The 21,112-nt window shown below is 64.7% G+C and carries 18 protein-coding genes; 8 read left to right on the forward strand and 10 right to left on the reverse strand.

Annotated elements, in window-relative coordinates; genetic code table 11:
- Nucleotides 1-96: 96 nt before the first annotated feature.
- From IP68_RS11875 to IP68_RS11920, 10 genes are all read right to left on the reverse strand, one after another.
- Nucleotides 97-687, reverse strand: coding sequence for a carboxymuconolactone decarboxylase family protein (locus tag IP68_RS11875; RefSeq protein WP_054135215.1), 591 nt, complete (start codon nucleotides 685-687; stop codon nucleotides 97-99).
- 4 nt (nucleotides 688-691) lie between these two features.
- The gene (locus IP68_RS11880) at nucleotides 692-1,459 is read right to left on the reverse strand and encodes an SDR family oxidoreductase (protein ID WP_054135216.1); all 768 of its coding nucleotides are present in this window, start codon (nucleotides 1,457-1,459) and stop codon (nucleotides 692-694) included.
- Entirely contained in the window at nucleotides 1,456-3,219 is a 1,764-nt protein-coding gene (locus IP68_RS11885) for a hydantoinase B/oxoprolinase family protein (RefSeq protein WP_054135217.1), read from the reverse strand. Before IP68_RS11885 ends, IP68_RS11880 begins: the two co-directional genes overlap by 4 nt.
- Nucleotides 3,216-5,282, reverse strand: a complete 2,067-nt coding sequence (locus tag IP68_RS11890) for a hydantoinase/oxoprolinase family protein (protein WP_054135218.1) — start codon at nucleotides 5,280-5,282, stop codon at nucleotides 3,216-3,218. The genes IP68_RS11885 and IP68_RS11890 overlap by 4 nt, the downstream gene beginning before the upstream one ends.
- Complete coding sequence (locus IP68_RS11895) at nucleotides 5,282-6,214, reverse strand: 3-keto-5-aminohexanoate cleavage protein (RefSeq protein WP_054135219.1); 933 nt, start codon at nucleotides 6,212-6,214, stop codon at nucleotides 5,282-5,284. The genes IP68_RS11890 and IP68_RS11895 overlap by 1 nt, the downstream gene beginning before the upstream one ends.
- A gap of 56 nt (nucleotides 6,215-6,270) precedes the next feature.
- Nucleotides 6,271-7,644 (reverse strand): MFS transporter, encoded by a 1,374-nt coding sequence (locus IP68_RS11900; RefSeq protein WP_231683949.1) that lies wholly within the window; start codon nucleotides 7,642-7,644, stop codon nucleotides 6,271-6,273.
- Nucleotides 7,605-8,372 (reverse strand): SDR family NAD(P)-dependent oxidoreductase, encoded by a 768-nt coding sequence (locus IP68_RS11905; RefSeq protein WP_054135221.1) that lies wholly within the window; start codon nucleotides 8,370-8,372, stop codon nucleotides 7,605-7,607. Before IP68_RS11905 ends, IP68_RS11900 begins: the two co-directional genes overlap by 40 nt.
- Nucleotides 8,369-9,511 carry a serine hydrolase gene (locus IP68_RS11910; RefSeq protein ID WP_054135222.1) on the reverse strand — a complete coding sequence of 381 codons (1,143 nt, stop codon included), beginning with the start codon at nucleotides 9,509-9,511 and terminating at the stop codon, nucleotides 8,369-8,371. The genes IP68_RS11905 and IP68_RS11910 overlap by 4 nt, the downstream gene beginning before the upstream one ends.
- A 44-nt stretch (nucleotides 9,512-9,555) precedes the next feature.
- Nucleotides 9,556-11,724 carry a TonB-dependent receptor gene (locus tag IP68_RS11915; protein WP_231683950.1) on the reverse strand — a complete coding sequence of 723 codons (2,169 nt, stop codon included), beginning with the start codon at nucleotides 11,722-11,724 and terminating at the stop codon, nucleotides 9,556-9,558.
- Between the two features lie 159 nt (nucleotides 11,725-11,883).
- Entirely contained in the window at nucleotides 11,884-12,669 is a 786-nt protein-coding gene (locus IP68_RS11920; RefSeq protein ID WP_231683952.1) for a GntR family transcriptional regulator, read from the reverse strand.
- Nucleotides 12,670-12,932: 263 nt separating this feature from the next.
- On the opposite strand from IP68_RS11920, the gene IP68_RS11925 reads away from it, so the two are divergent.
- The 8 genes from IP68_RS11925 to IP68_RS11960 all read left to right on the forward strand — a co-directional run bounded on the left by IP68_RS11925 (nucleotide 12,933) and on the right by IP68_RS11960 (nucleotide 20,931).
- On the forward strand, nucleotides 12,933-14,432 hold the full coding sequence (locus IP68_RS11925; RefSeq protein ID WP_054135223.1) for an AMP-binding protein: 1,500 nt from the start codon (nucleotides 12,933-12,935) through the stop codon (nucleotides 14,430-14,432).
- Nucleotides 14,423-15,712, forward strand: a complete 1,290-nt coding sequence (locus IP68_RS11930; RefSeq protein ID WP_054135224.1) for a malonyl-CoA decarboxylase domain-containing protein — start codon at nucleotides 14,423-14,425, stop codon at nucleotides 15,710-15,712. The genes IP68_RS11925 and IP68_RS11930 overlap by 10 nt, the downstream gene beginning before the upstream one ends.
- Nucleotides 15,703-16,116: a thioesterase family protein gene (locus IP68_RS11935; RefSeq protein ID WP_156318091.1), complete on the forward strand. Its 414-nt coding sequence runs from the start codon at nucleotides 15,703-15,705 to the stop codon at nucleotides 16,114-16,116. The genes IP68_RS11930 and IP68_RS11935 overlap by 10 nt, the downstream gene beginning before the upstream one ends.
- Before the next feature lie 158 nt (nucleotides 16,117-16,274).
- Nucleotides 16,275-17,342, forward strand: coding sequence for a L,D-transpeptidase family protein (locus tag IP68_RS11940; RefSeq protein WP_231683954.1), 1,068 nt, complete (start codon nucleotides 16,275-16,277; stop codon nucleotides 17,340-17,342).
- A gap of 137 nt (nucleotides 17,343-17,479) precedes the next feature.
- Nucleotides 17,480-18,286, forward strand: coding sequence for a DUF1206 domain-containing protein (locus tag IP68_RS11945; RefSeq protein ID WP_054135226.1), 807 nt, complete (start codon nucleotides 17,480-17,482; stop codon nucleotides 18,284-18,286).
- Nucleotides 18,287-18,695: 409 nt separating this feature from the next.
- On the forward strand, nucleotides 18,696-19,601 hold the full coding sequence (locus IP68_RS11950; protein WP_054135227.1) for a LysR substrate-binding domain-containing protein: 906 nt from the start codon (nucleotides 18,696-18,698) through the stop codon (nucleotides 19,599-19,601).
- Nucleotides 19,602-19,734: 133 nt separating this feature from the next.
- Nucleotides 19,735-20,544: an SDR family oxidoreductase gene (locus tag IP68_RS11955; RefSeq protein WP_054135228.1), complete on the forward strand. Its 810-nt coding sequence runs from the start codon at nucleotides 19,735-19,737 to the stop codon at nucleotides 20,542-20,544.
- Between the two features lie 165 nt (nucleotides 20,545-20,709).
- On the forward strand, nucleotides 20,710-20,931 hold the full coding sequence (locus tag IP68_RS11960) for a DUF2798 domain-containing protein (RefSeq protein WP_054135229.1): 222 nt from the start codon (nucleotides 20,710-20,712) through the stop codon (nucleotides 20,929-20,931).
- Nucleotides 20,932-21,112 lie beyond the last annotated feature (181 nt).

Here is a 21,112-nt window from a genome sequence, read left to right on the forward strand (position 1 = left end):
GCTCGTGGCGGCAACAGCCATTGCCGCATGGGGCGCACCAGCGCCGTGGCGCAGGGCTGTCGGATCAGGATCGCGGCGCGCGCGATCCGTGCCAGCTCATCCGGCGTGGTTGCCGATTTGCCACCCCTGACCTGCCAGATGGGCTTCGCCGAACCGGCGGGGAGTCTCTTCGAGCGTGGTCGCGAGGCTGTCGTTCCAGCGGTTGAAAAAGCCGTAGAGCGCGATGACCGCGAGCAGTTCGACGATCTGTTGCTCGTCGAAATGCACGGCCAGTTGCGCCATCGCTGCATCGGTCACTCCGGAGGGGGACTGTCCGGCAAGCACCGCAAAGGAGAGCGCGGCGCGTTCGGCTTGCGAGAACAGCGGGCTGCGCTCATAATCCCAGATCGCCGCGATCTTCTCGACCGAAGCGCCGCTGTGCGCCGCGTTGCTTGCTGTGTGCGCCGAACAATATTGGCAGCCTGCGGCCATGCTGGCGAGATAGCCCGCCATGTACTTGAGATCGGCTGCCACGCGCCCTGCCCCCATGATCGCGGTCCAAAGACCAAGCGTGGCCTGCAGGATATCGGGCCGGTAGCCCAGCGTGGTGATGCTGCCGGGCAACTCGGCGAAATCGGCGAGAAACGGGCTGGTGTCGATTCCGCGCTCGGCGAGTTCCTCGATTGTCAGCGATTTGATGCGTGCCATGCTGTCAGCCTTCCCATTCGCAATTGCCATCGACGCCGATGATTTGCCCGGTGACGTGCCGCGCCGCGTCCGATGCCATGAACAGCGCCATGTCGCCGATTTCCGACGGCTGGATCTTGGTCCTCAGCGAGATGAAGCCCAGCGCCTCGGCTTCGACTTCAGGCACGGTCAGCCCACGCGCTTCGGCCGCCCGCCCCATCAGCATCCGCATCCGTTCGGTGTCCATGAAACCCGGGCGGATCGCGTTGACGCGGATGCCATCGGGGCCAAGCTCGCGCGCCAGGTTGCGGGTCATCCCCTCCAGCGCCCATTTCGATGCGACATAAGCGGTGCGCCCGGGTAGCCCGGTGACCGCCGATGCCGTCGAGATGTTGATGATCGCGCCGCTGCCCACGTTCTTCATCCCGGGGACCACTGCGCGGATCATGTGGAACGCGCCCTGCACGTTGACCGCAAAGCAGCGCGCCCATTCGTCGGGCGCGTTGGTCTCGATCCCGCCGATCGGCCCTGCGATCCCGGCGTTGTTCACCAGCACGTCGACCGGCCCCATCGAGGCCGCAAAAGCCTCCACCGCGACCGGATCGGCAACGTCGACGCAGTATCCCGAAAGTCCCGGATGACCGTCACATGCGCTGTCGAGCGCGGTCGGATCGACATCGCAGATGCTGACCTTCCAGCCCGCGCCGGCAAAGACGTGCGCGATGGCAAGGCCGATGTTCGCCGCGCCCGCGGTGACCACCGCGTGCCTGATCGGAGTCGCTGGAATGCTCATGAATGGTGCTCCCGCAATTGCCGTGTCGCAAAACCGTCAAGCCGCCCGTCCGGCAGCGCGACGACCCCGTATATGCTGCGCGCCCGCTCGGCGCTGATCAGTCCTTCGGCCATGTCGCGCAGCACCGTCTCGGCTGGCCGCTCGAAGGGTGATCCGTAGCCACCGCCGCCGCACGACACCGCCAGCACGCGCTCGCCGTCCTCGACATGCACCTGTGCACAGGCGGCGAGCCGCTCGCTGCTGCCGTCGACATGGATGATATGCTGGTCCGCACCGCCGCCCGATCCACCGCCACGCACGCCCACCGGCGCATTGACGTGGCCGTCGGACAGATAGCCGATGTCGATCGCACCGCCCACGGGACCGAACTCGATGACGGTCGATGGCGCGCCATTGGTGCGGCCAGCGCCCTCGCTGTCGGGCACGAACGCGCGCCGGTGAACGAGGATGGGCTGGACGATCTCGGCATGCTCGACCCCGTCGATGCAGCACAGCCCGGCGTTGCCGACATGCCCCACCGTCCACCACGCATCGGCGACCGGGCTTGCAGCCCCGCCGCTCATGCCCAGGAACACCTGGTTGACGAACGCCTTGCCGCTGCGGGGGTCGATCCCAGAGACGACGCCGGCCGAAGGCGCGATCACCGCGCCGACTTCGGCCATGCCGATGCCATCCTGCAGCCCGGCGAGCGCGGTCTGCACCGAGTTGGCGACGCGGTCGGCGATGTTGGTGGTAGCTGCCGAGCACGAGAACGGATGGATCGGGATGCCCGCGATGCACCCTTCGCGCAAACGCACGTCGATCCGCCGGAACGAGCCTGCGTTCTTGGGTACCTGATAGTCGATGCTGTTGAACACCCCGATCATCGCGGCGGTGCGCGCGCAGGCTTCGGACAGGTTCATGCCGCAGGGCATGCAATCGGGATTGTCGGCAAGGTCCACCGTCACCCGGCCCGCTGCCGGATCGACGGTGATGTGCGAGGTGATCTCGACCCCCTCGGCGGGAAGCCCGGGGAACGGATCGTGCGTCGAGCTGCCGCTGACCTGGCCTGCGGGCAATGCCGCGATCGCCTCGGCCATGCGCGCCTCCGAATAGTCGAACCACTCCCCGGCGAACGCTTCGAGCCGGTCCCAGCCGATGTCCTCGGCCAAGGCGGTCAGGTTGCGCTCGCCGACGCGGACTGCACCGACGGTCGAGAGGTAATCGCCATGCCACTGGTGCGGCACGCGGATGCGCACCTTGCACATGCGGATGATGTCGTCGATGTCCTGCCAGTCGCGCTGCACCTGCACGGCGGGGAAGATCAGCGCGCCCTCGTTATACACGTCGGTCGCCTCGCCCATATAGGTCGTAGGCTGCGAGTTGCCGATATCAGCCTGGTGCGCCTTGGCGAGCAGGGTGAAGCGGTGCCGCCCCTCGGGATCGAAAACCGGTGCGATCACAGAGAGGTCGGCGGGGTGCGAGCAGCCGTGATAAGGCGAATTGTGCAGGAAGGCATCGCCCGGCTTCTGGACCGGGTGGAAGTCTTTCACCGACTTGACCATCAGATCTGGCCCGGACAGCACGTGGATCGGCAGGCTGTCGGCGGCGGTGATGAGCTCGCCGTCATGGGTGAGGATGCAGCACGAGAAATCGCGCGCACGGTTGAGCACTCCCGATCGCCCGGTGCGCAGCAACGTGTTCGACATCGCGCGCACCACGCCATCGAGACGGCTGCGCAGCACCGCCATTTGCGCGCCGTTGAAGCTGGGCGAAGTCATTGCGAGCGCTCCTCGATCAAGATGGCCCCCGGCGCCGAGCGCCAGAAACACGACGCCGGATCGACGACGATGGTGGTGAAATCGGATTCGATGATCGCCGGGCCGTCGATCTTGAGATCCGGCGCAATCGCCTCGAGCCGCCAGACCGCGGTGCTGCACCAGCCGCTGCCAGCAAAATACACCTGGCGCGTGCCCGCCTCGCGCCGCTCGGCCTGGTGCATCGCGAGCCTGAAGTCCGATGCGCCGTCGCGCGCCGAACATTGCACGCGCGCGCGCAGGCCGATCAGTTCGATGTCCGATGCCGGATCGACGATCGTGAACAGCCGCAGATGCTCTGCCTCGAAGCGCTTGCGGAAATCCGCGATCGCACGGTCGCTGGCAAAATCGGTGTTCGGCAGCGGGACGTCAATCTCCCACGCCTGGCCTTCGTAGCGGGCCTCGGCGATGAAATGCGTCTCGCCCGGCCTGCCCGACCGTGCAATGAATTGGGCAGCGCGCGCTGCCAGCCCGGCCACCGCAGCGCCGACCGCGTCGCTGTCGAACCGCGCGGTGTTGCTGTGGACGGTGGCAGCGAACTCGGCAGTGATGTCGGACATCATCGCACCTGCCGCGCTCATCGCTGCGCCGGTCTCGGGGATCAGCAGCCGCGGGCAACCCAGGCGCCGCGCGATGAAGGTCGAGTTGAGACCCGCCGCCCCGCCCCCGCCGATCAAGACCGCCCTGGCCGGGTCGATGCCCTGGTTGACGACGAGGTCCTGGATGGCCTGCACCATCGCTTCGGTGGCCAGGTCGACGATCGACCACGCGGCTTCCTCGATGGAAACTCCAAGCGGCGCGGCAATGTGCTCCTCGATCGCGCGGCGCGCGCCTTCAGCATCGAGCTGCATCTTGCCGCCAAGGAAAAAATCAGGGTCCAGATAGCCCAGCACCACGCACGCATCGGTGACCGTGGGCAAGGTGCCGCCGCGCTGGTAGCAGACCGGGCCGGGCATCGCGCCTGCGCTTTGCGGGCCGACATGCAGCAGGCCTGAGGCATCGACGCGCGCGATGCTGCCCCCGCCTGCGCCGACGCTTTTGACCTCGACCGAAGGATAGCCCGCCAGATGCCCGCGATACGGCTCGCCGATCCACAGATCGCGGGTCATCGCGACGCGGCCGTCGGCGATGATCGAGATGTCGTAGGTGGTGCCGCCGGTATCGGCGATGATCGCGTTGTCGAAGCCGCCCTCGCGCAAGGCGTAGTGACGCCCCGCCACAGGGGCCATCGACGGGCCGGAATTGATTGCGGAGATCGGTTGCGCAGCGACCTCGCGCGCGTCGACCATGCCGCCCGCGCTGGTGAGCACCATGACGCGCCCGGCAAACCCGGCTTCGGCCAGCCGCGCTTCGAGGCTGCCGAGATACGCGCCCATCAGGGGCTTGAGCGACGCATCGATCGCCGCAGACGACGCGCGGCGAAACTCGCGCAGCGTCGGGTTGACGCTGTGCGACAGGCTGAAGGGCGTGCCCGGAAAGCGCGCAGCGATCATTGCGCCGATGCGGTTTTCGTGCACCGGGTTGACCGTCGACCACAGCAGGGCGACCGCGATCGCCTCGACATCTGCCTGCGCGATCGCCTCGAGCACCTGTTCGGTCGCGGCCTCGTCGAGCGCGGTCAGCACCTTGCCGCCCTCCATGATCCGCTCGGGCACCTCGAAGGTGAGCGCGCGCGGCACGTATGGCTGCGGATAGGCGTGCGCGTGGTTGAACGGCTCGGCCCTGCCGCCCTCACGGAACAGCAGCATGTCGCGGTGCCCGGCCGTGACGATCAATGCGGTGCGCGCAGTGCGCCCCTGGATGATCGCGTTGATCGCATGCGTGGTGCCATGGATGAAGCTGTCGCCGCGCGCGAGCAGGTCGGCCAGCGTCAGCCCGCGTGCATCGGCCGCGACGCGCAGCGCGTCGAGCACGCCGGCCACCGGGTCCGACGGGGTAGTCGCCGCCTTGTGCAGCGTGATCGTACCATCGTCTTCCTCGACGACAAGGTCGGTGAACGTCCCGCCGGTATCGGTTGCAAAGCGCATCAGAAAGCCACCCTGTCCCCGCCCTTGGTGCCCAGGATCTCTCGCGCCTCTTCGGGGGTGGCGATCGGGATGTCGAGCGCATCGAGGATCTGGCGCACCTTGCGCACCTGCTGCGCGTTGCTGACGGCGAGCTCGCCCTTGCCGATGTACAGGCTGTCTTCCAGCCCGACGCGGACGCTGCCGCCGACCAGCGCACATTGCGCCAGAAACTTCATCTGCGGGCGGCCGACGGCAAAGCACGACATGATGTAATCATCGCCGAACAGCCGGTCGGCGGTCTGCTTCATCAGGAAGAAGTTCTCCAGTTCCGCGCCCAGCCCGCCCAGGATGCCGAAGATGCCCTGGATCAGGAACGGCGGCTTGATCAGGCCGAGGTCGGCAAAGTGCTTCACGCTGTAGAGATGGCCGATATCGTAGCATTCATACTCGAAGCGGGTGCCATGGCCCTCGCCCAGCTCGGTCATGATCCGTTCGATCAGCGCGAAATTGTGGTTGGCTGGGAAGCGCTTGGAGCCCAGCATAAGCTCGCGTTCCCACTCGTGCTTCCAGTCGAACTTGTCGGCGAGCGGCCAGAAGCCGAAGTTCATCGACCCCATGTTGAGCGAGGTCATCTCGGGGCTCGCGGCCAGCGGCCCGGCCATGCGGTCGTCCTCGCTGAACCCCGGGGCGCCGCCGGTGGTGATGTTGATGATCGCATCGGTCTGCTGTTTGATCCGCGGCAGGAACTGCATGTACAGCGCAGGATCGGGGGATGGCCTTCCGTCGATCGGATCGCGCGCGTGCAGGTGCAGCACCGCCGCCCCCGCCTCGACCGCCTCGATCGCCTGCTCGGCTATCTCGTCGGGCGTGACCGGCAGATAGGGCGACATGCTGGGCGTGTGGATCGATCCCGTGACTGCACAGGTGATGATCGCCTTACCGGTATGCTTCATCGATTGGCTCCAATTGTGTCTAGAAGGTTCAGGGCGGCGGCAGGTGCCGCGCGTGACTATTCGAGCGCGCGCATCGTCCGGCCGAAGGCCGTGCGACTGGCCATCGCCATAGTCGCGCCAAAGCTGGCGACGACGAGAACCATCGCGAGCAACGAGAGGTTGAGCTTGTCGGGGTCGGCAAAGACGAAATCGGTGATCGCGCCGACCAAGGGAGGGCCCAGTCCGATGCCCACGAGCGTCACGATGGCGAGGAACACCGAGGTCACCACCCCGCGTATCGCGGGTGGAGTAAGCATCTGCACGCCTGCGAGCGAGGCGGGCGATCCCAATGTCAGCGAGAAATTGAGCAGGCCATAAGCGATGACCGAAGTGGCGATATCGCGGCTCAAGGCGAACACGAGCATGGCCGGGACCGCGCCGAGCAGGCCGATCGCGATGACCGGTGCGGCCGGAGACGGCGCACCGCTGCGCGCGAACCGGTCGGTCAGCCAGCCTCCGCTGAGATGACCCAGAGGCGCTGCTACCAGGATGACGCTGCCGACCAGCAGGCCCGCCTGCGACGGTGTCATGTCGAACAGCCGCACGTAGAAAGTCGCGCTCCACGCAGCGATGGTCTGGATCAGCAGCACGACCGCAACCGATGCGGCGACGTGCGGCATATAGGCGCTGCGATGGGCCCTGGCATGCGCGATCGCCGGACCAAAGCCTGGCTTGGCGAGCGGATCGGCGACCTGCACCCGCTTGGGTTCGCGCAAGGTCAGCGTAATGATCAGCGCCAGCGCCAGCCCGGGCAGCGCCATGAAGACGAACGTGCCCTGCCATGGCTGAAGCGTTCCCACCATCGGCAGGGTCAGCCCGCCCTGCGCCACCAGCAGCGCCAGCACCGCGCCACCGCCGATCATCGCCGCGCTCTTGCCAAGCGAGGCTCCGGTGGTGAACAGCGACACCGCGCGGCCAAGCTTTTCCTTGGGGAAATAGGTGGCAAGCAGCGACATCGCGGCAGGCACCAAAGCGGCTTCGCCAAAGCCCACCCCAAGCCGTGCGAGGAACAGTGAGCCGAAGCTGTCGGCCAGCCCGCACAAGGCGGTCGCGATGCTCCATAGCACGATGCCGATGACGATGAGATTGCGCCGGTTGACCTGATCGGCCATCCGCCCGAGCGGCACCGCGACGACGACGTAGAGGATCACGAAGCCGGTGCCCTGAAGCAATCCGAGTTCGGTGTCCGAGATGCCCAGATCGAGCTTCAATGGCTCCATCACCAGGCTGAGCACGAAGCGGTCGACGAACGACACCAAATGCGCCATCGCCAGCAGCCCGGCGACGTACCACGGGTACCATCCTCCTGTAACCGACGATGGCTGCACCAGACGGGGCGATGCCGGATGCATCAGCCGATCGCCGCCGAAATGCCTTCGTCGGCGAGCCATGTCGCGCCGTGCACCGCACGCGCCTCGTGCGAGAGCAGGAACAGGATGACGCCAGCGATCGCATCGGCATCGCTGAACGCGACCCCGCTCGGCGTCATCGCCTGCATCGCGGCGATCGCCTCGGCGTTGTTGCGGACGTCCTCGTTCATCGGAGTCGCGGTGTTGCCTGGAGCGACCGCGTTGATCGCGATGTTCATCGGGGCGAGCTCTGCGGTCAGCGCGCGGGTCATCATCACCACCGCAGCCTTGCTCGCGCAATAGAGCGCGTGGCTATTGATCCCGATCATTGCCGCGGTCGAGGCGCAGTTGACGATCCTGCCACCACCCCGGCGCTGCATCAGCGGGGTTGCCGCCGCGATGCTGTTCCACAAACCGGTGACATTGATGTCGATCATCCGCGCGGCATCACCGCCATCGGTGGCACCGACCGGGGTCGCGTAGAACACCCCTGCGGCATTGACGAGCAGGTCGAGCCCGCCAAGATCGGCTTCGACACTGGCCATCAGCGCAATCATCGCGGCAGCGTCGCGGACGTCGGCCTTGTAGGGTCGCGCGTTGCCGCCCGCGGCGACGATCGAACTTGCGACCGCGTGCGCCTTGTCCAGCGAAGAGCTCGCGAGAATTGCAACCTCGGCGCCTTCGGCGGCCAGTGCGCGCGCAACGCACTCGCCTATGCCCGAGCTGCCACCAGTGACCAGCGCCACCTTGCCATCGAAACGACCGGTCATGCGTACACCGCCGCACTCAGCGCCGCGCAGCGCTCGCCGAGCCCGCCGCCGGCGCACATGAATGAGGGACTGTATCCGAACGATATCCGGTTTTCCGGGTCGGCAAAGCCGAGTGCGCCGCCTGCGCCGGGATGGCCGAAGCTGCCGGGATTGCTGCCCATCGGCGACATGTTCGGCTCGTTGAGAAAGAAGCCGTGGCCATAGCGGAACACCCGGTCGGTCATCGCACAGGTACCGAACCACGACTGGTTGCGCATCGCGTCGATCGTCGGCGGCGAAACCAGCCGGACACCATCCAGCGTGCCACCGCAAGCCAGCGCGGCGTAGACCTTCGCCACCGATCGGGCATTGCCGTGCCCGTTGCTCGACGGCATCACGCCTTCGCGATAGGCGACGTCGTTATAGGGATCGTCCGATGGCGGACGCTGCTTCCATGCCCGGCCCAGCTTGGTGGTGCGGTCACGCGTCTGGACGAAGGTGTGGCTGTCGGGATTGGGAATGATGTCGGCCACCCGCGTGTCGGGCGCACCGCGCGTGCCATAGCCGTAATCGACGCCAAGCGGCTGGGCCACCTCCTCGTCGAAAAAGCGTTCGAGCCGGCGACCGTCGATTCGGCGGACCAGTTCGCCCAGCAGATATCCCGCACTGAAGCTATGATAGCCATGATCGGTGCCGGGCTCCCATTCGGGAAACTGCTGTTCATAGGCGTGGATCATCGCCTCCCAGTCGAGCCCAGCGCCATCGGGCGCGGAATCGGCGAACAACAGGCCCGCCTTGCCGGTGATCAGGGTGCGGACAGTGATCGCCGCCTTGCCGCCGCCAGCAAACTCGGGCCAGTAATGCGCCACCGGGCGATCCATATCGAGCACGCCGCGATCGGCCAGCATCCACAGGCACAAGGCCGCCATGCCCTTGCCGACCGACATCATGCAGACGATGGTGTCCTGCGCCCAGGGCCGGGTCTGCGCCTTGTCCGCCCAGCCGCCCCAGAGGTCGACACGCTGCACGCCATCACGAAACACCGCGACCGCTGCCCCGCGTTCGTCGCGCTCGCGAAAGTTCGCTTCGAACACCTCGCGCACTGCGGCGAATTCCGGGTCGCAATATCCCTGGATGGAGGCTGTCATCACTGCGGTCATGGTCGTTTCTTCGTGCTGGAGGTGTCGGTCGCCACGATGTCGGATCAATAGGCTACGCTGACCCGCAGCCCGTAGGTCCGCGGCTCTCCGACACGTCCCACGATGCCCGAGGCGAAGCTTGCGGTGCTGGTGACATATTCCTTGTCGGCCAGGTTGCGGCCGAACACCATCACGCGAAAGCCGCTGTCGCCAAAGTCATAACCCAGGCTGGCGTTGATCAGGCCATAAGGCGACTGCTGGTCGAGCCCGACATTGCCTGCCGTGAAGAACTGGCGGCCGCGGTGGCTGTATTCCGCGCGTCCGATGATCGAGCCGTTGCCGACGGGAAGATCGAGATCGACGAACGCTGAATAGGCCCATTTCGGCGCGAGGTTGAGGCGGTTGCCCGAAGCATCGAACACCACGTTGCCGGGTGCGAGCGCGGTGGTGTAGTTCTTGTACACGGCATCGAGATACGCAAGGTTGGCGCCGATCTGGATGCCCCGTACCGGCCGAATCAGCGATTCGATCTCGACCCCGTCGACGGTCGCATCGGACGCATTGGTGATATCGATCACCCCCGGCGTCAGAAACGCCTGCACCTGAAGGTTGGTGTAGTCATAGTGGAACACGGTGCCGTTGAGGCGCCACAGCCGGTCGAACAGCTCGAGCTTCACGCCCGCTTCATAGCTCCACAGCGTTTCGGGATCGAAGCCCTGGTTGACGTTGCGGCTGGCGAAGTTGAATCCGCCGGACTTGAACCCCTTGGTCGCCGAAGCATAGAGCAGCACGTCATCCATCGGCCGGAACTCGATGCCGATCTTGGGGGTCCAGGCCGAATACACGTCGCGCAGCTGATAGGTTTCGGGAAAGCCCGGGCGGAACCCGCCGGTGGTCACGAAGAACTGGCTGGCGGTCTGGTCGAAGCGCTTGCGCTCGCGGGTATAGCGCGCGCCCGCGGTGAGGCTGAGCCGGTCGGTCAGCGCGTAGCTGGCCTGCACAAAGCCTGCGAGGGCTGCAGTTTCGATGACGGGCGCGAAATTGGCCCGTACGTTTGCGGCGAAGGTGGTGACCGACGAGTTCACCTGGATGTTCTCGTCGAAATAATAGACGCCCAGGATATACGACAGGTCGCCCAGCGTGCCCGACAGGTTCAGCTCCTGCGAAAACTGGCGCTGGCCTTCGAACTGGTCGGTGCGCCGCACGTTGAGCGCGGTTCCGTCGGTATCGCCGACCTGCTGCAGGCGGTTGGTGCGATATCCGGTAAGCGAGCGGAGCGTTGCGCCGCCCAGATCGTAACTGAGGTCACCCGAGACGCCCCATTGGGTGCGGTCGGACCCCGAGCGGATGTTGAGCGCGACGGTGCGGAAATCGCCGAGCACGCTGTTGGCAACAGGATCGTTGGTCGGCTGGAGCATCTTGACATAGCCGCCGAGCGCATCGTCCGAATGGAGGTAATCGGCCCGCAGCACGAGGTCGAGACGACTGTCGGGGGTGAAGCGCAACTGCACCCGGCCACCCACGGTATCCTCATCGTCGATATCGCCGACCCCTGCGACGGCATTGTCCAGAAATCCGTCACGCTTCGAGCGCAGCACCGAGAACGACGCTGCGATCTTGCCCGGGACCACCGGTCCGCTGACATAGCCTTCGGCGCGCATGAAATCGTAATTGCCATAAGTGAACTGCGCACGGGCGCGCATTACATCGTCGGGCTTGCGGCTGATGACGTTGATCGTGCCGCCGACCGAGTTGCGACCGTACAGCGTGCCCTGCGGACCGCGCAGAACCTCGATACGCTCGACATCGAGGAAGTTGCTCAGATAGCTGCCGGGCCGCGCCAGGTAGATGCCGTCGACGTGCATCGTCGACGATGGGTCGGATCCGCCGAACACGTTGTTCGAGCCGACGCCGCGGATATAGACCTGCGAGAATGTGGCGTTCTGGGTGACCTGAAGCCCCGGCGCCAGCGAAACCAGGTCGCGGATGTCCTTGATCCCGGCACGGTCGAGCGTTTCGGCGCTGACCGCGGTCACCGCCAGCGGGGTATCCTGCAGCCGGGTTTCGCCGGTGCGGGTCGCGGTGACGATGATCTCGTCGTCATAGCCCGATGGAGCAGCTTCCGGCGCGGGATCGGCGCTGGCGGCTTCCTGGGCGAACGCAGCGGGAGATGCGATGGTGATCGCGATTGCGATTGCAGATGCTCCCCGCATCGATGCGAATTGGCTGACCATGATCGTCCCCTTTTGCTGTCCCAGGGCTGCAGCACGTTTGCCTCGCCGTGACGCAATGTAGACACAGGCCAATTTGATAATCAAGCCAATCGTCGACGATTTGTCATTTTTAATTCATTTCTCTGTCAAAACAGCCAATTATTGTCGACGATCCTGCCATCATTCTGATGCTGGCGGCGTGAGCAGCCTGACGCACCAATCGACATGATGCAGGATCACCGCCTCGGCGCTGCGCGAGTCGCTCTCCAGCAGGGCGTCGGTAAGTCGCTGATAATTCCTGACATATTGCGGCGCGTGCCGATCGAGATCGATCGCCGCGACCAGCAGCCGGTTCCAGTATTCGATCTGCATCATCCGCATCACGAAATCGACATAGGGTTTCTGGGCGATCGCATTGGCGACATAATGGAAGTTGTTCAGCGCCTGAAAGAAGGCCACGCCCTCGCCCGGATTGGCCGCAGCCTCGCGGATCGCCGCCATCGCCGTACGGATCAGCGCCGGGTTGTCGCCATCCTGCGCCCGGCCGGCGGCAGCCTTGAGCCCCAGCGCGGCGATCGGCGCGAGAACCTCGTACATTTCGGCAAGGTCATGCTGCTCCATCGGCCGCAGCACCGCACCGCGATCCGGCAGCAATTCGACCAGCCCCTGGCCGGCGAGCACCGCCAGCGCCTCGCGCACCGGCGCGCGGCTCAGATCGAGCTGCTGCGCCACCTCAGCAGCGATGATCCGGCTGCCCGGCGCCAGCTCGCCTCGGTCCATTGCGGCCATCAGCGTCTGATAGACGCGCTCGACGAGAGACATCTTCAGCTCACCCCCTGCAGTGACCTTGGATGCGCCGAACGGCCTTACGGGCACTTTCGGCTCGGTTTCGCGCGATGTCTTCGACACTGCCTTGCGCCTTGCAGGCGCCTTGGCCTTCGGATCCTCTGCTTTGCTCTTGCTCACTGGCTGTCCCTGTAGATTGTCGACGATCTCTCCTCGTAACCCAGCTAGGGCGCAACCGCCAGCACCCGTCGACCATAGCTATTTTTACTGTATCGTCGACGATAAAGCCTTTTATAGTCAAATATACGGCTATTTCGACTTTTATCGTCGACGATACTGGCTGGATCGGTTGACACAAACCGCCTTTCGCGCCTAGCCTGTCATCTCAGTTGGCGCTCCGCCAGCCGGACAATGCCATTTACGTGACAGGAGCCAGCAGGCCTATGACCGAGAACACCCTCACCGGATCGCTGGCGGTGACATTCGACCAGGCCGCCGATCGGGTTCTCATCGCGCAGGGCGACCGCACGCTTACCGGAGCGCAACTGCGCCAAGCCATGGACGCCATCGCCGCGCGGCTGATCAGCCTGGGCGTCGCACCGGGCGACCGGGTGGCGGTGCAGGCCCCAAAGTCGATCGATCTCGTGCTGCTCTATCTGGGCTGCCTGCGCCTCGGCGCGGTCTATCTGCCGCTCAACGATGCCTATCGGCCCGATGAGATCGGATATTTTCTCGCCGACGCCGAGCCGGCGCTGTTCATCTGCGCACCCGACTCCGCAGACGGGCTGCACCAATCGGGCTGCCCGCACGGATCGGTCGCCCTTCGCACCTTGGGCGCGGATGGCGCAGGCACCTGGCAAGCGGTCGAGCCATCGCAGGCCGGGCTGCCGCCCCTCCCCGCCTCGCCCGACGACCTTGCCGCCATCGTCTACACTTCGGGCACCACTGGCCGCTCGAAGGGCGCGATGATCAGTCAGGGCAATCTGCTCGCCAACGCCCGCGATCTGGCTGCGGTGTGGGGCATCACCGCTGACGACACGCTGCTGCACGCGCTGCCGCTCTACCATATCCACGGGCTGTTCGTGGCATTGCACCCCTTGCTCCTGGCGGGAGCGCGGATCGACCTGATGCCCAGCTTCGATCCTGACGCGGTGCTCGCCCGGCTGGCGACGACCACGGTGTTCATGGGCGTACCCACTTATTACACCCGGCTGCTCGCCACACAGGGTCTCGACCGCGATACCGCACGCCATGTCCGGCTGTTCGTCAGCGGATCGGCGCCGCTGACCCCCGCCACCTTCCAGGCGTTTGCCGAGCGCACCGGTCGCAGCATTCTCGAGCGCTATGGCATGACCGAATGCGGCATCATCTGCTCCAACCCGCTCGACGGGCCGCGGATCGCCGGTGCCGTCGGGCATCCCCTGCCCGGCTACCACGTGCGCATCGCCGACAATGCCGAAACAGGCGTGCTCGAGGTCAAGGGCGCGAGCCTGTTTTCGGGCTATTGGCAGATGCCCGAAAAGACCCGCGAGGAATTTCGCGATGACGGCTATTTCAGCACCGGCGATATCGCCACGATCGATGTCGGAGGGGTCGTGCGGATCGTCGGCCGGGAAAAGGACATGATCATCTCGGGCGGGCTGAACATCTACCCGGTCGAGATCGAGACGCTGATCGAGCGGATGGACGAGATTGCCGAGGTTGCCGTGATCGGCGTCCCCCATGCCGATTTCGGCGAAGCCGTGGTTGCTGTCGCCTGCCTCAAGACGGGCATCTCGATCGAGCCCGAGCTCATCGTCGAGCGCCTGCGCCCACAGCTTGCCGGCTTCAAGCTTCCCAAGGGGATCGAATTCGTCCCCGCCCTTCCCCGCAATGCGATGGGCAAGGTGCAGAAGGCCGAGTTGCGGCGGCTCCACGCAGATCGGTTTGGCGCATGCGGCTGAATGTGCCTTTCCTGCCCAGAAAGGCCGCGCATCGCGATCCGCTCGGCGAAGCGCAGCGGCTCTCGCTGGGCCTGCTCGAAAGCTGCGGCGAGACACAGGGAACGCTGACGGCGACCAGGCTCGCTGCGGCGCTGGCCTCGCTCGACGACGAGACCGCACAGGGCTATGACCTGTGGCTGGTCGATCAGCTCGGCCCCGATGCGGCGATGCTCGGCGCCAGCATCGAACGATGGCTGGAACGGCCGGACGCCGCGCATGCCGCACAGCTCACCCGCAGCGCCGAACCCCGCCGCCAGGAGCTGCTGCGGCGGGTCAACACCGCGCCATGCGGCACCCGCCATCTGGTCGACTGGCGCGCGCGCCTGCTGCGCCAGCTTGCGCAGTGCCCGGCGCTGGCACCGCTCGAGGCGGACCTCAGGCACCTGCTGGCGTCCTGGTTCAACCGGGGTTTCCTGACGCTCAGACCGATCACCTGGGACAGCCCGGCACGGCTGCTCGAACGGCTGATCGCGCATGAGGCGGTGCACAATATCGCAGGCTGGTCCGATCTGCGCGGGCGCCTGGAGGGCGACAGGCGCTGTTACGGCTTTTTCCACCCGGCGCTGCCCGACACACCGCTGATCTTCGTCGAGGTCGCGCTGACCGACCATGTCAGCGAGGCCATCGCTCCGCTGCTCGACCACCCCTCAAGCCGCACCGCGCCCGACCGGCCGAGCACCGCGATCTTCTATTCGATCAGCAATTGCGAGCCCGGGCTGCGCGGGCTGCAGTTCGGCAATTTCCTGATCAAGCAGATCGTGGCCGACCTGAAGGCAGAGTTTCCCACGCTCACGACGTTCGCGACGCTGTCTCCGATACCCGGCCTGGTGCGCTGGCTCGATGCCGGCGGCCGCAGCCTCTCGCGCGAGGGCGACGATCCCCGGCGGCTATGCGCGCTGTATCTCACCGGGTCCGCGCCCGACGGCACCCCCGGCAGGCCGCGCGACCCGGTGGCCGCATTCCATCTCGGCAACGGCGCCGAGCTCTGGCGGATCAACCCGCACGCCGACGTCTCGCCCAAGGGCATCGCGCAGAGCGAAGGCATGATGGTCAATTATGTCTATCGCGAGCAGGATCTGGTGGCCAACCACGAACGCTTCGCACAGCACGGCCATGTTGCGCGCTCGCGCGAGGTCGCCGCGCTGATCGACGGGCCCGCTGCCTCGCCATGGCGCTGGACGCTCCCCTGGGCCCATGCGCACCGCCTTTCATCACCGCAGGAGAAGCAGCCATGCCAATGATCGAAACCCACCGCGCCGTGGCGTTCCCCTGGCTGTGCGACCAGATGGGGCACCTCACCACCTTTCGCTATGTCGAGATGTTCGATGTCGCATCCTATCATCTGATGCACGCATTGGGCGACCGGCCCGCAGGACAAAACGCCGAACTCGGCTGGGCTGATGTCAACCACACGATCGACTACAAGGCCGAGGTCGCTATCGGCGCTCTGCTGCTGATCCGCAGCGGCGTTGTCCGCACCGGGCGCAACTCGATCGTCACCCGGCACGTCATGACCGATCCCGATGCCACCATCGAGCACGCCATCCTCACCGCGACCACGGTGCGCTTCGACCTGGTCGCGCGCAAATCGGCGCCCTTGCCCGAAGCCATTCTCGCAGGGTGCGAGGCGCTGACGATCGCGTAACCGACACTGCGCTGCCCGGTCGCGCTTGATGCGGCCCGCGTCCGATGGGCGCTCGACATGCCGTGCGTCTCGGCACCCCCGGGCAAATGTGTTTGCCGGGCCTCTGCATCCTTTCCCCAGCGGCAACGTTGGATGCAGTGATCAAGAGGGGATATCATTTGAAAGCTGCATATATTTTCGCCAGCCTGCTCGTTCTGGGCGGTTGCGATTCCGCGCCCGAGGCGGCGCCCGCGCGTGAGGCCAGAGCGCAGCCTGCGCCGAAAGCGGCGCCTTTGGATTTCGTTGACGCCCAAAAGCAGGTGCCTGCCTATTCCGAAACGCCCGTGCTTCGCGCCCAGGTCATCCTTGATCACCTGGGGTTCTCGCCGGGCGTGATCGATGGCGAAGAAGGTCAGTCCTATTTCGCCGCTTTGCGCGGATTTCAGACGGCGAATGACATCGCCGAGACCGGGAAGCTGGACGAAGCGACGCTTGCCAGGCTGGACCAGTGGCGTGATGTCCGTGCTACCCGCGTTGTGATGATCCCCGAACGGTTCGCATCAGGGCCGTTCATTCCCGATTTTCCTGCCAGCGCTGCAGACCAGGCGAAACTGGACCGGCTTGGATACAAGAATCTGATCGAGGCCCTGGCCGAGCGGTTCCACACCACGCCTGAAGTGATCACGGCGATGAACCCCAACATGACGTCCATGGCAGCGGGGACCGCGATCCGGGTGCCGAACATTCCAAACGCCAAGAGTGCGTTTTCGGGAGAAGACCCGCGTGGTTGGGGCGAGACGCTTGCAAGCCTTGGCGTGGCGGCCGATCAGCCGCTGGCCGACCGGGTGGTGGTGGACAAGTCCGATGGCGTGCTCAGGGTGTTTGACGGCGACGACAAGCTGATCGCGCAGTTTCCAGCGACGATGGGCAGCAGCAAGGACCCGCTGCCGATCGGGGAATGGAAGATCCAGGGTGTCAGTCGCAACCCGGATTTCCATTACAATCCCAAGCTGTTCTGGGACGTGAGCAACGACAAGGCTGCCCAACAGCTCAAACCGGGTCCCAACAGCCCGGTCGGCGTGGTCTGGATCGATCTCAACAAGCCGCATTACGGCATTCACGGCACCAGCGAGCCGCATACGATCGGGCGCGCTGAAAGCCATGGCTGCATCCGGCTGACCAACTGGGATGCCGCCAGGCTCGCGCAAATGGTCAAGCCCGGAACCCCCGCGACGCTTCAGGAATAGGCATTTCGCCCGATGCTCCGGGCCGGGATTTGTCGGCATACCCATCCCGCCCCACCGCAAGTATCGGGTACCGGGCACAATGCAGGAACTGCGCAGTTGCGCAGGCGTAAGGCTGCCAGCGACGAGCAGGAACCAACATGATCGACAAGATGAAACAACTCGAGACCTTCGCGCGTGCCGGGTGGTTTGCCAGAGGCGTGGTGTATTGCCTGCTCGCCTATCTCGCACTCACCGGTGCAGGTGCATCCGACGCCAGTCCGCAAGGGGTCTTCCGGTCGGTGCAAGATATGCCTGCGGGCAAATGGCTGCTCGGCCTCCTCGCGCTCGGGCTGGCGCTTTACGGTGCCTACAGGGTCTATAGTGCAGCGCTGGACAGCGAGGGCAAGGGCGACGACGCCAAGGGCATAGCGGTCCGCATCGGCTATGCCGCCAGCGGGTTTGCGCATTTCTTCCTGGCCTATGCCGCGATCCGGCTGGCGGCGGGTCAACCTTCCGGCGGCGACGGCGAAACCGAACAGCGCGCGGCGGGCATGATGCTGGACATCCCCCTGGGTCAGACCATCCTCGGCGCGTTGGGCGTGGCCTTCCTTGCTGCTGCCGCGCACCAGCTGACCAAGGCGTGGACGACCGAATTCATGAAAGACATGGCCGCCGGTGCACCGCGCTGGGTGGTGCCGGTGGGCCGGGCGGGACTGGTCGCACGCGCGGTGGTGTTCGCGACCATCGGGGTGTCGCTGATCAGCGCGGGATGGTTCGGCGCTGCGGGCGAGGTCAAGGGCCTCGGCGACGCGCTCTACTCGCTCACCGATCATCCGGAGCTCTATTCGCTGGTCGCGATCGGACTGTTCATGTTCGGTGTTCACAGCTTCGTCGATGCAAGATGGCGGCGCATCCGCAACGAAGACATGGTCTCCGTTCTCAAGGCGAGGGCCGCGCGGCGTTAAGGCATGCTTGTTGTCGGGCCGGGCAGGTCGACCAACTGCCCATCGATTTGTGAGCGACCACGGCTTATGACCATTTTGGGTTAACCGCTGACTGCGCACGGCCAGCCAAGGCCATTGGTCAGCGACACGTTCTGCAATCAATCTGGCTGAACAAGACTTCGACGATGGACACGGGCATCACGCCTTGCGTGATGTTGCCAGGGTGACGCTGCCAGGGTGACTCTGTTGGACTCGCCAGCCAGCCGTTGGAGAAATTGCGCCGGCCGCCGTTCCGATGGCCATCCCGGTGTCTGAGCGATCTTGGCCTTTAGTGCAGCCTGGTGCCACGCGTGCGGCCTTCAGTGGCTTACGGCTATATTGGGCCCGTCTTATCGGCTAAATTGCTGGTGGTTGTGCGGGAGGCGAAAAAATGGATCGGCTGGATGCCATGCGGGTCATTCTCGCAGTCGTTGATGCAGGCAGCCTGTCCGCAGGAAGCAGGGTCCTGAGTTCGCCTTTGGCCAGCGTCAGTCGCAAGGTCGCAGAACTTGAGCGTCATCTGGGTACAAATCTGCTGGTGCGAACGAGCCGTAAAATCCAGCTTACCGATGCAGGGCGTGATTATGTCGATTCTGCACGGCGGATCATTGCGGACCTTGAGGAGACCGAACGCCGCGCATCCGGGGAATATCAGACGCCACGCGGCGAACTGTCGATCACAATGCCGATCGAGTTTGGTGCAAAGTTCGTTATCCCCATCGCACTGGCCTTTATCGAAGCCCATCCTGACGTCACCTTAAGGCTCGTGACCTCGGACCGGCTGGTCCAGTTGGTGGATGAACATGTCGATGTGGCAATTCGGCTTGGTGCTTTGCCTGACAGCGCTCTGTTTGCTGTGAAAGCTGGGCAGTTTCGTCTGATCACTTGCGCTGCCCCTGGCTATCTGGAACGCTGTAAGCCACTGGCCAGCCCACGCGACCTTCCCGAACATGACGGCATCATGTTCGGACCGCTTGGGATGTTCTGGAGCTACCGCCTGGACAACGAGGATCTCATCTGCATGCCGCGGGCCAAGGTTTCGGTGAATAGCGCAGCTGGCAATCTCGCGGCAGTGCTCGGGGGTGTCGGCATCGCCCGATTGTTCGATTACCAGGTGTCGGAGCACCTGAAGTCCGGTGCGCTCGTGCGCGTCCTTCCTGATGCCGATGGCGAGCCACGCCCGATCCACATCGTCTACCCACGTCAGGGGCTGTTGCCGCTCAAAGTGCGCGCATTTATCGATTGGGCCGCGCCACGCCTGCACGCGGCGTGCTCCGGGCTGGACGATTGCGTCTGAACACTGGGCCAAGAATGAGAGGCTCACTCTCATTTTCCCATTCTACCGACAATCTCCCAACCTTCTAAATCGTTCTGGTCGCCCCGATCTTCCCGGTCGGTCGGCATCCAAACCTTCTCTGAAAGGAAGAACGATGAACGAAGTAAAGGGCACTGCCCTCATCACCGGCGCTTCGGCCGGAATCGGCGCAATCTATGCAGACCGGCTGGCGCGCCAGGGCCATGATCTGATTCTGGTCGCACGTACCGCAGCCAAGCTCGATCAGGTCGCCGGAGCCATACGCGAAGCTACCGGCCGCAACGTGGACACGCTGCCGGCCGACCTCTCCAACCCCGGCGATCTGCGTCTGATCGAAGCGCGCCTGATCAACGATCGTCGCATCACGATGCTGGTCAACAATGCAGGCATCGGTGCACCCGTGCCGACCTGGCAGGCCGATGTCGATCAGATGGAGACGATGATCGATATCAACGCCATCGCTCTTGCCCGGCTGACTTATGCAATCGCACAGCGCTTTGCTGCCGCAGGTCAAGGTACGATTATCAACATCGCCTCGACCGTCGCAATCGCCCCGGAATTTCTGCTCAACGGCGTCTATGGAGCGACCAAGGCGTTTGTCCTTGCGCTCACCGCTTCGCTTCAGGCCGAACTCGCCGACAAGGGTGTGCGCATCCAGGTTGTCTTGCCGGGTGCCACTGCGACCGAGTTCTGGGACACTTCGGGTGTGCCTCTGTCAGGCATTCCGGCTGAGATCGTGATGTCGGCAGATGCCATGGTTGATGCGGCGCTGGCCGGCCTGGCGCTTGGCGAGACGGTCACCATTCCCGCCCTTCCCGATACCGAAGCCTGGCACGCGTTCGAGGCGGCTCGGATCGCCATGGTTCCGAACCTGTCGCTGACTGAACCGGCCGCGCGTTATCGCCCGGTTCCCGTCTCCGCCTGAACCCACCCTGCTCTTGGGACGACCCATGCGAAGAAATTATCCGGTCCGTTCCAACATCGAACAATCAGCGGCGGCACAGGTCACAATCTTCCGCAGGAGGCGCCAGATGCGTTCGCGCAGGCGGTGATCGATGCCGGTCTGCCAAAATGTGAGGAGCACTGGCGCATGAACACGAAAATGAAGCAGAAAGTCGCATTTGCGCTCGTGATGGGGATGCTCACAACAGGGATCATCTCTTTCTCGCTCATCGCTATAAACCTCGGCTTTTCGGAGAGGTTTCTTGGGACTTGGTTACAGGCATGGATGACGGCGTATGTTATTGTCATTCCAATAATCCTGGTCGTCAGTCCCCGTTTGCAAGCGCACATCGACCGCATAATCAAGTGACCGAAAAAGGGTGTGCGCGATCCATCGATCCGACAGCTTTCCTGCGCTCAGGTCGTTAAGCGATATCGGGGCTAAACCAGACGCGACTGCCTAAGCTGGGAGGGTACGATAGGAATAAACTGAGGCGCCAGTTCCTCGCCACGCTGCTTGCCATCGCCAGCGGCGCGCGGACCGCTGCCGA

It is taken from the genome of Blastomonas sp. AAP25 (genome assembly GCF_001295965.1).
GTDB lineage: Bacteria > Pseudomonadota > Alphaproteobacteria > Sphingomonadales > Sphingomonadaceae > Blastomonas > Blastomonas fulva.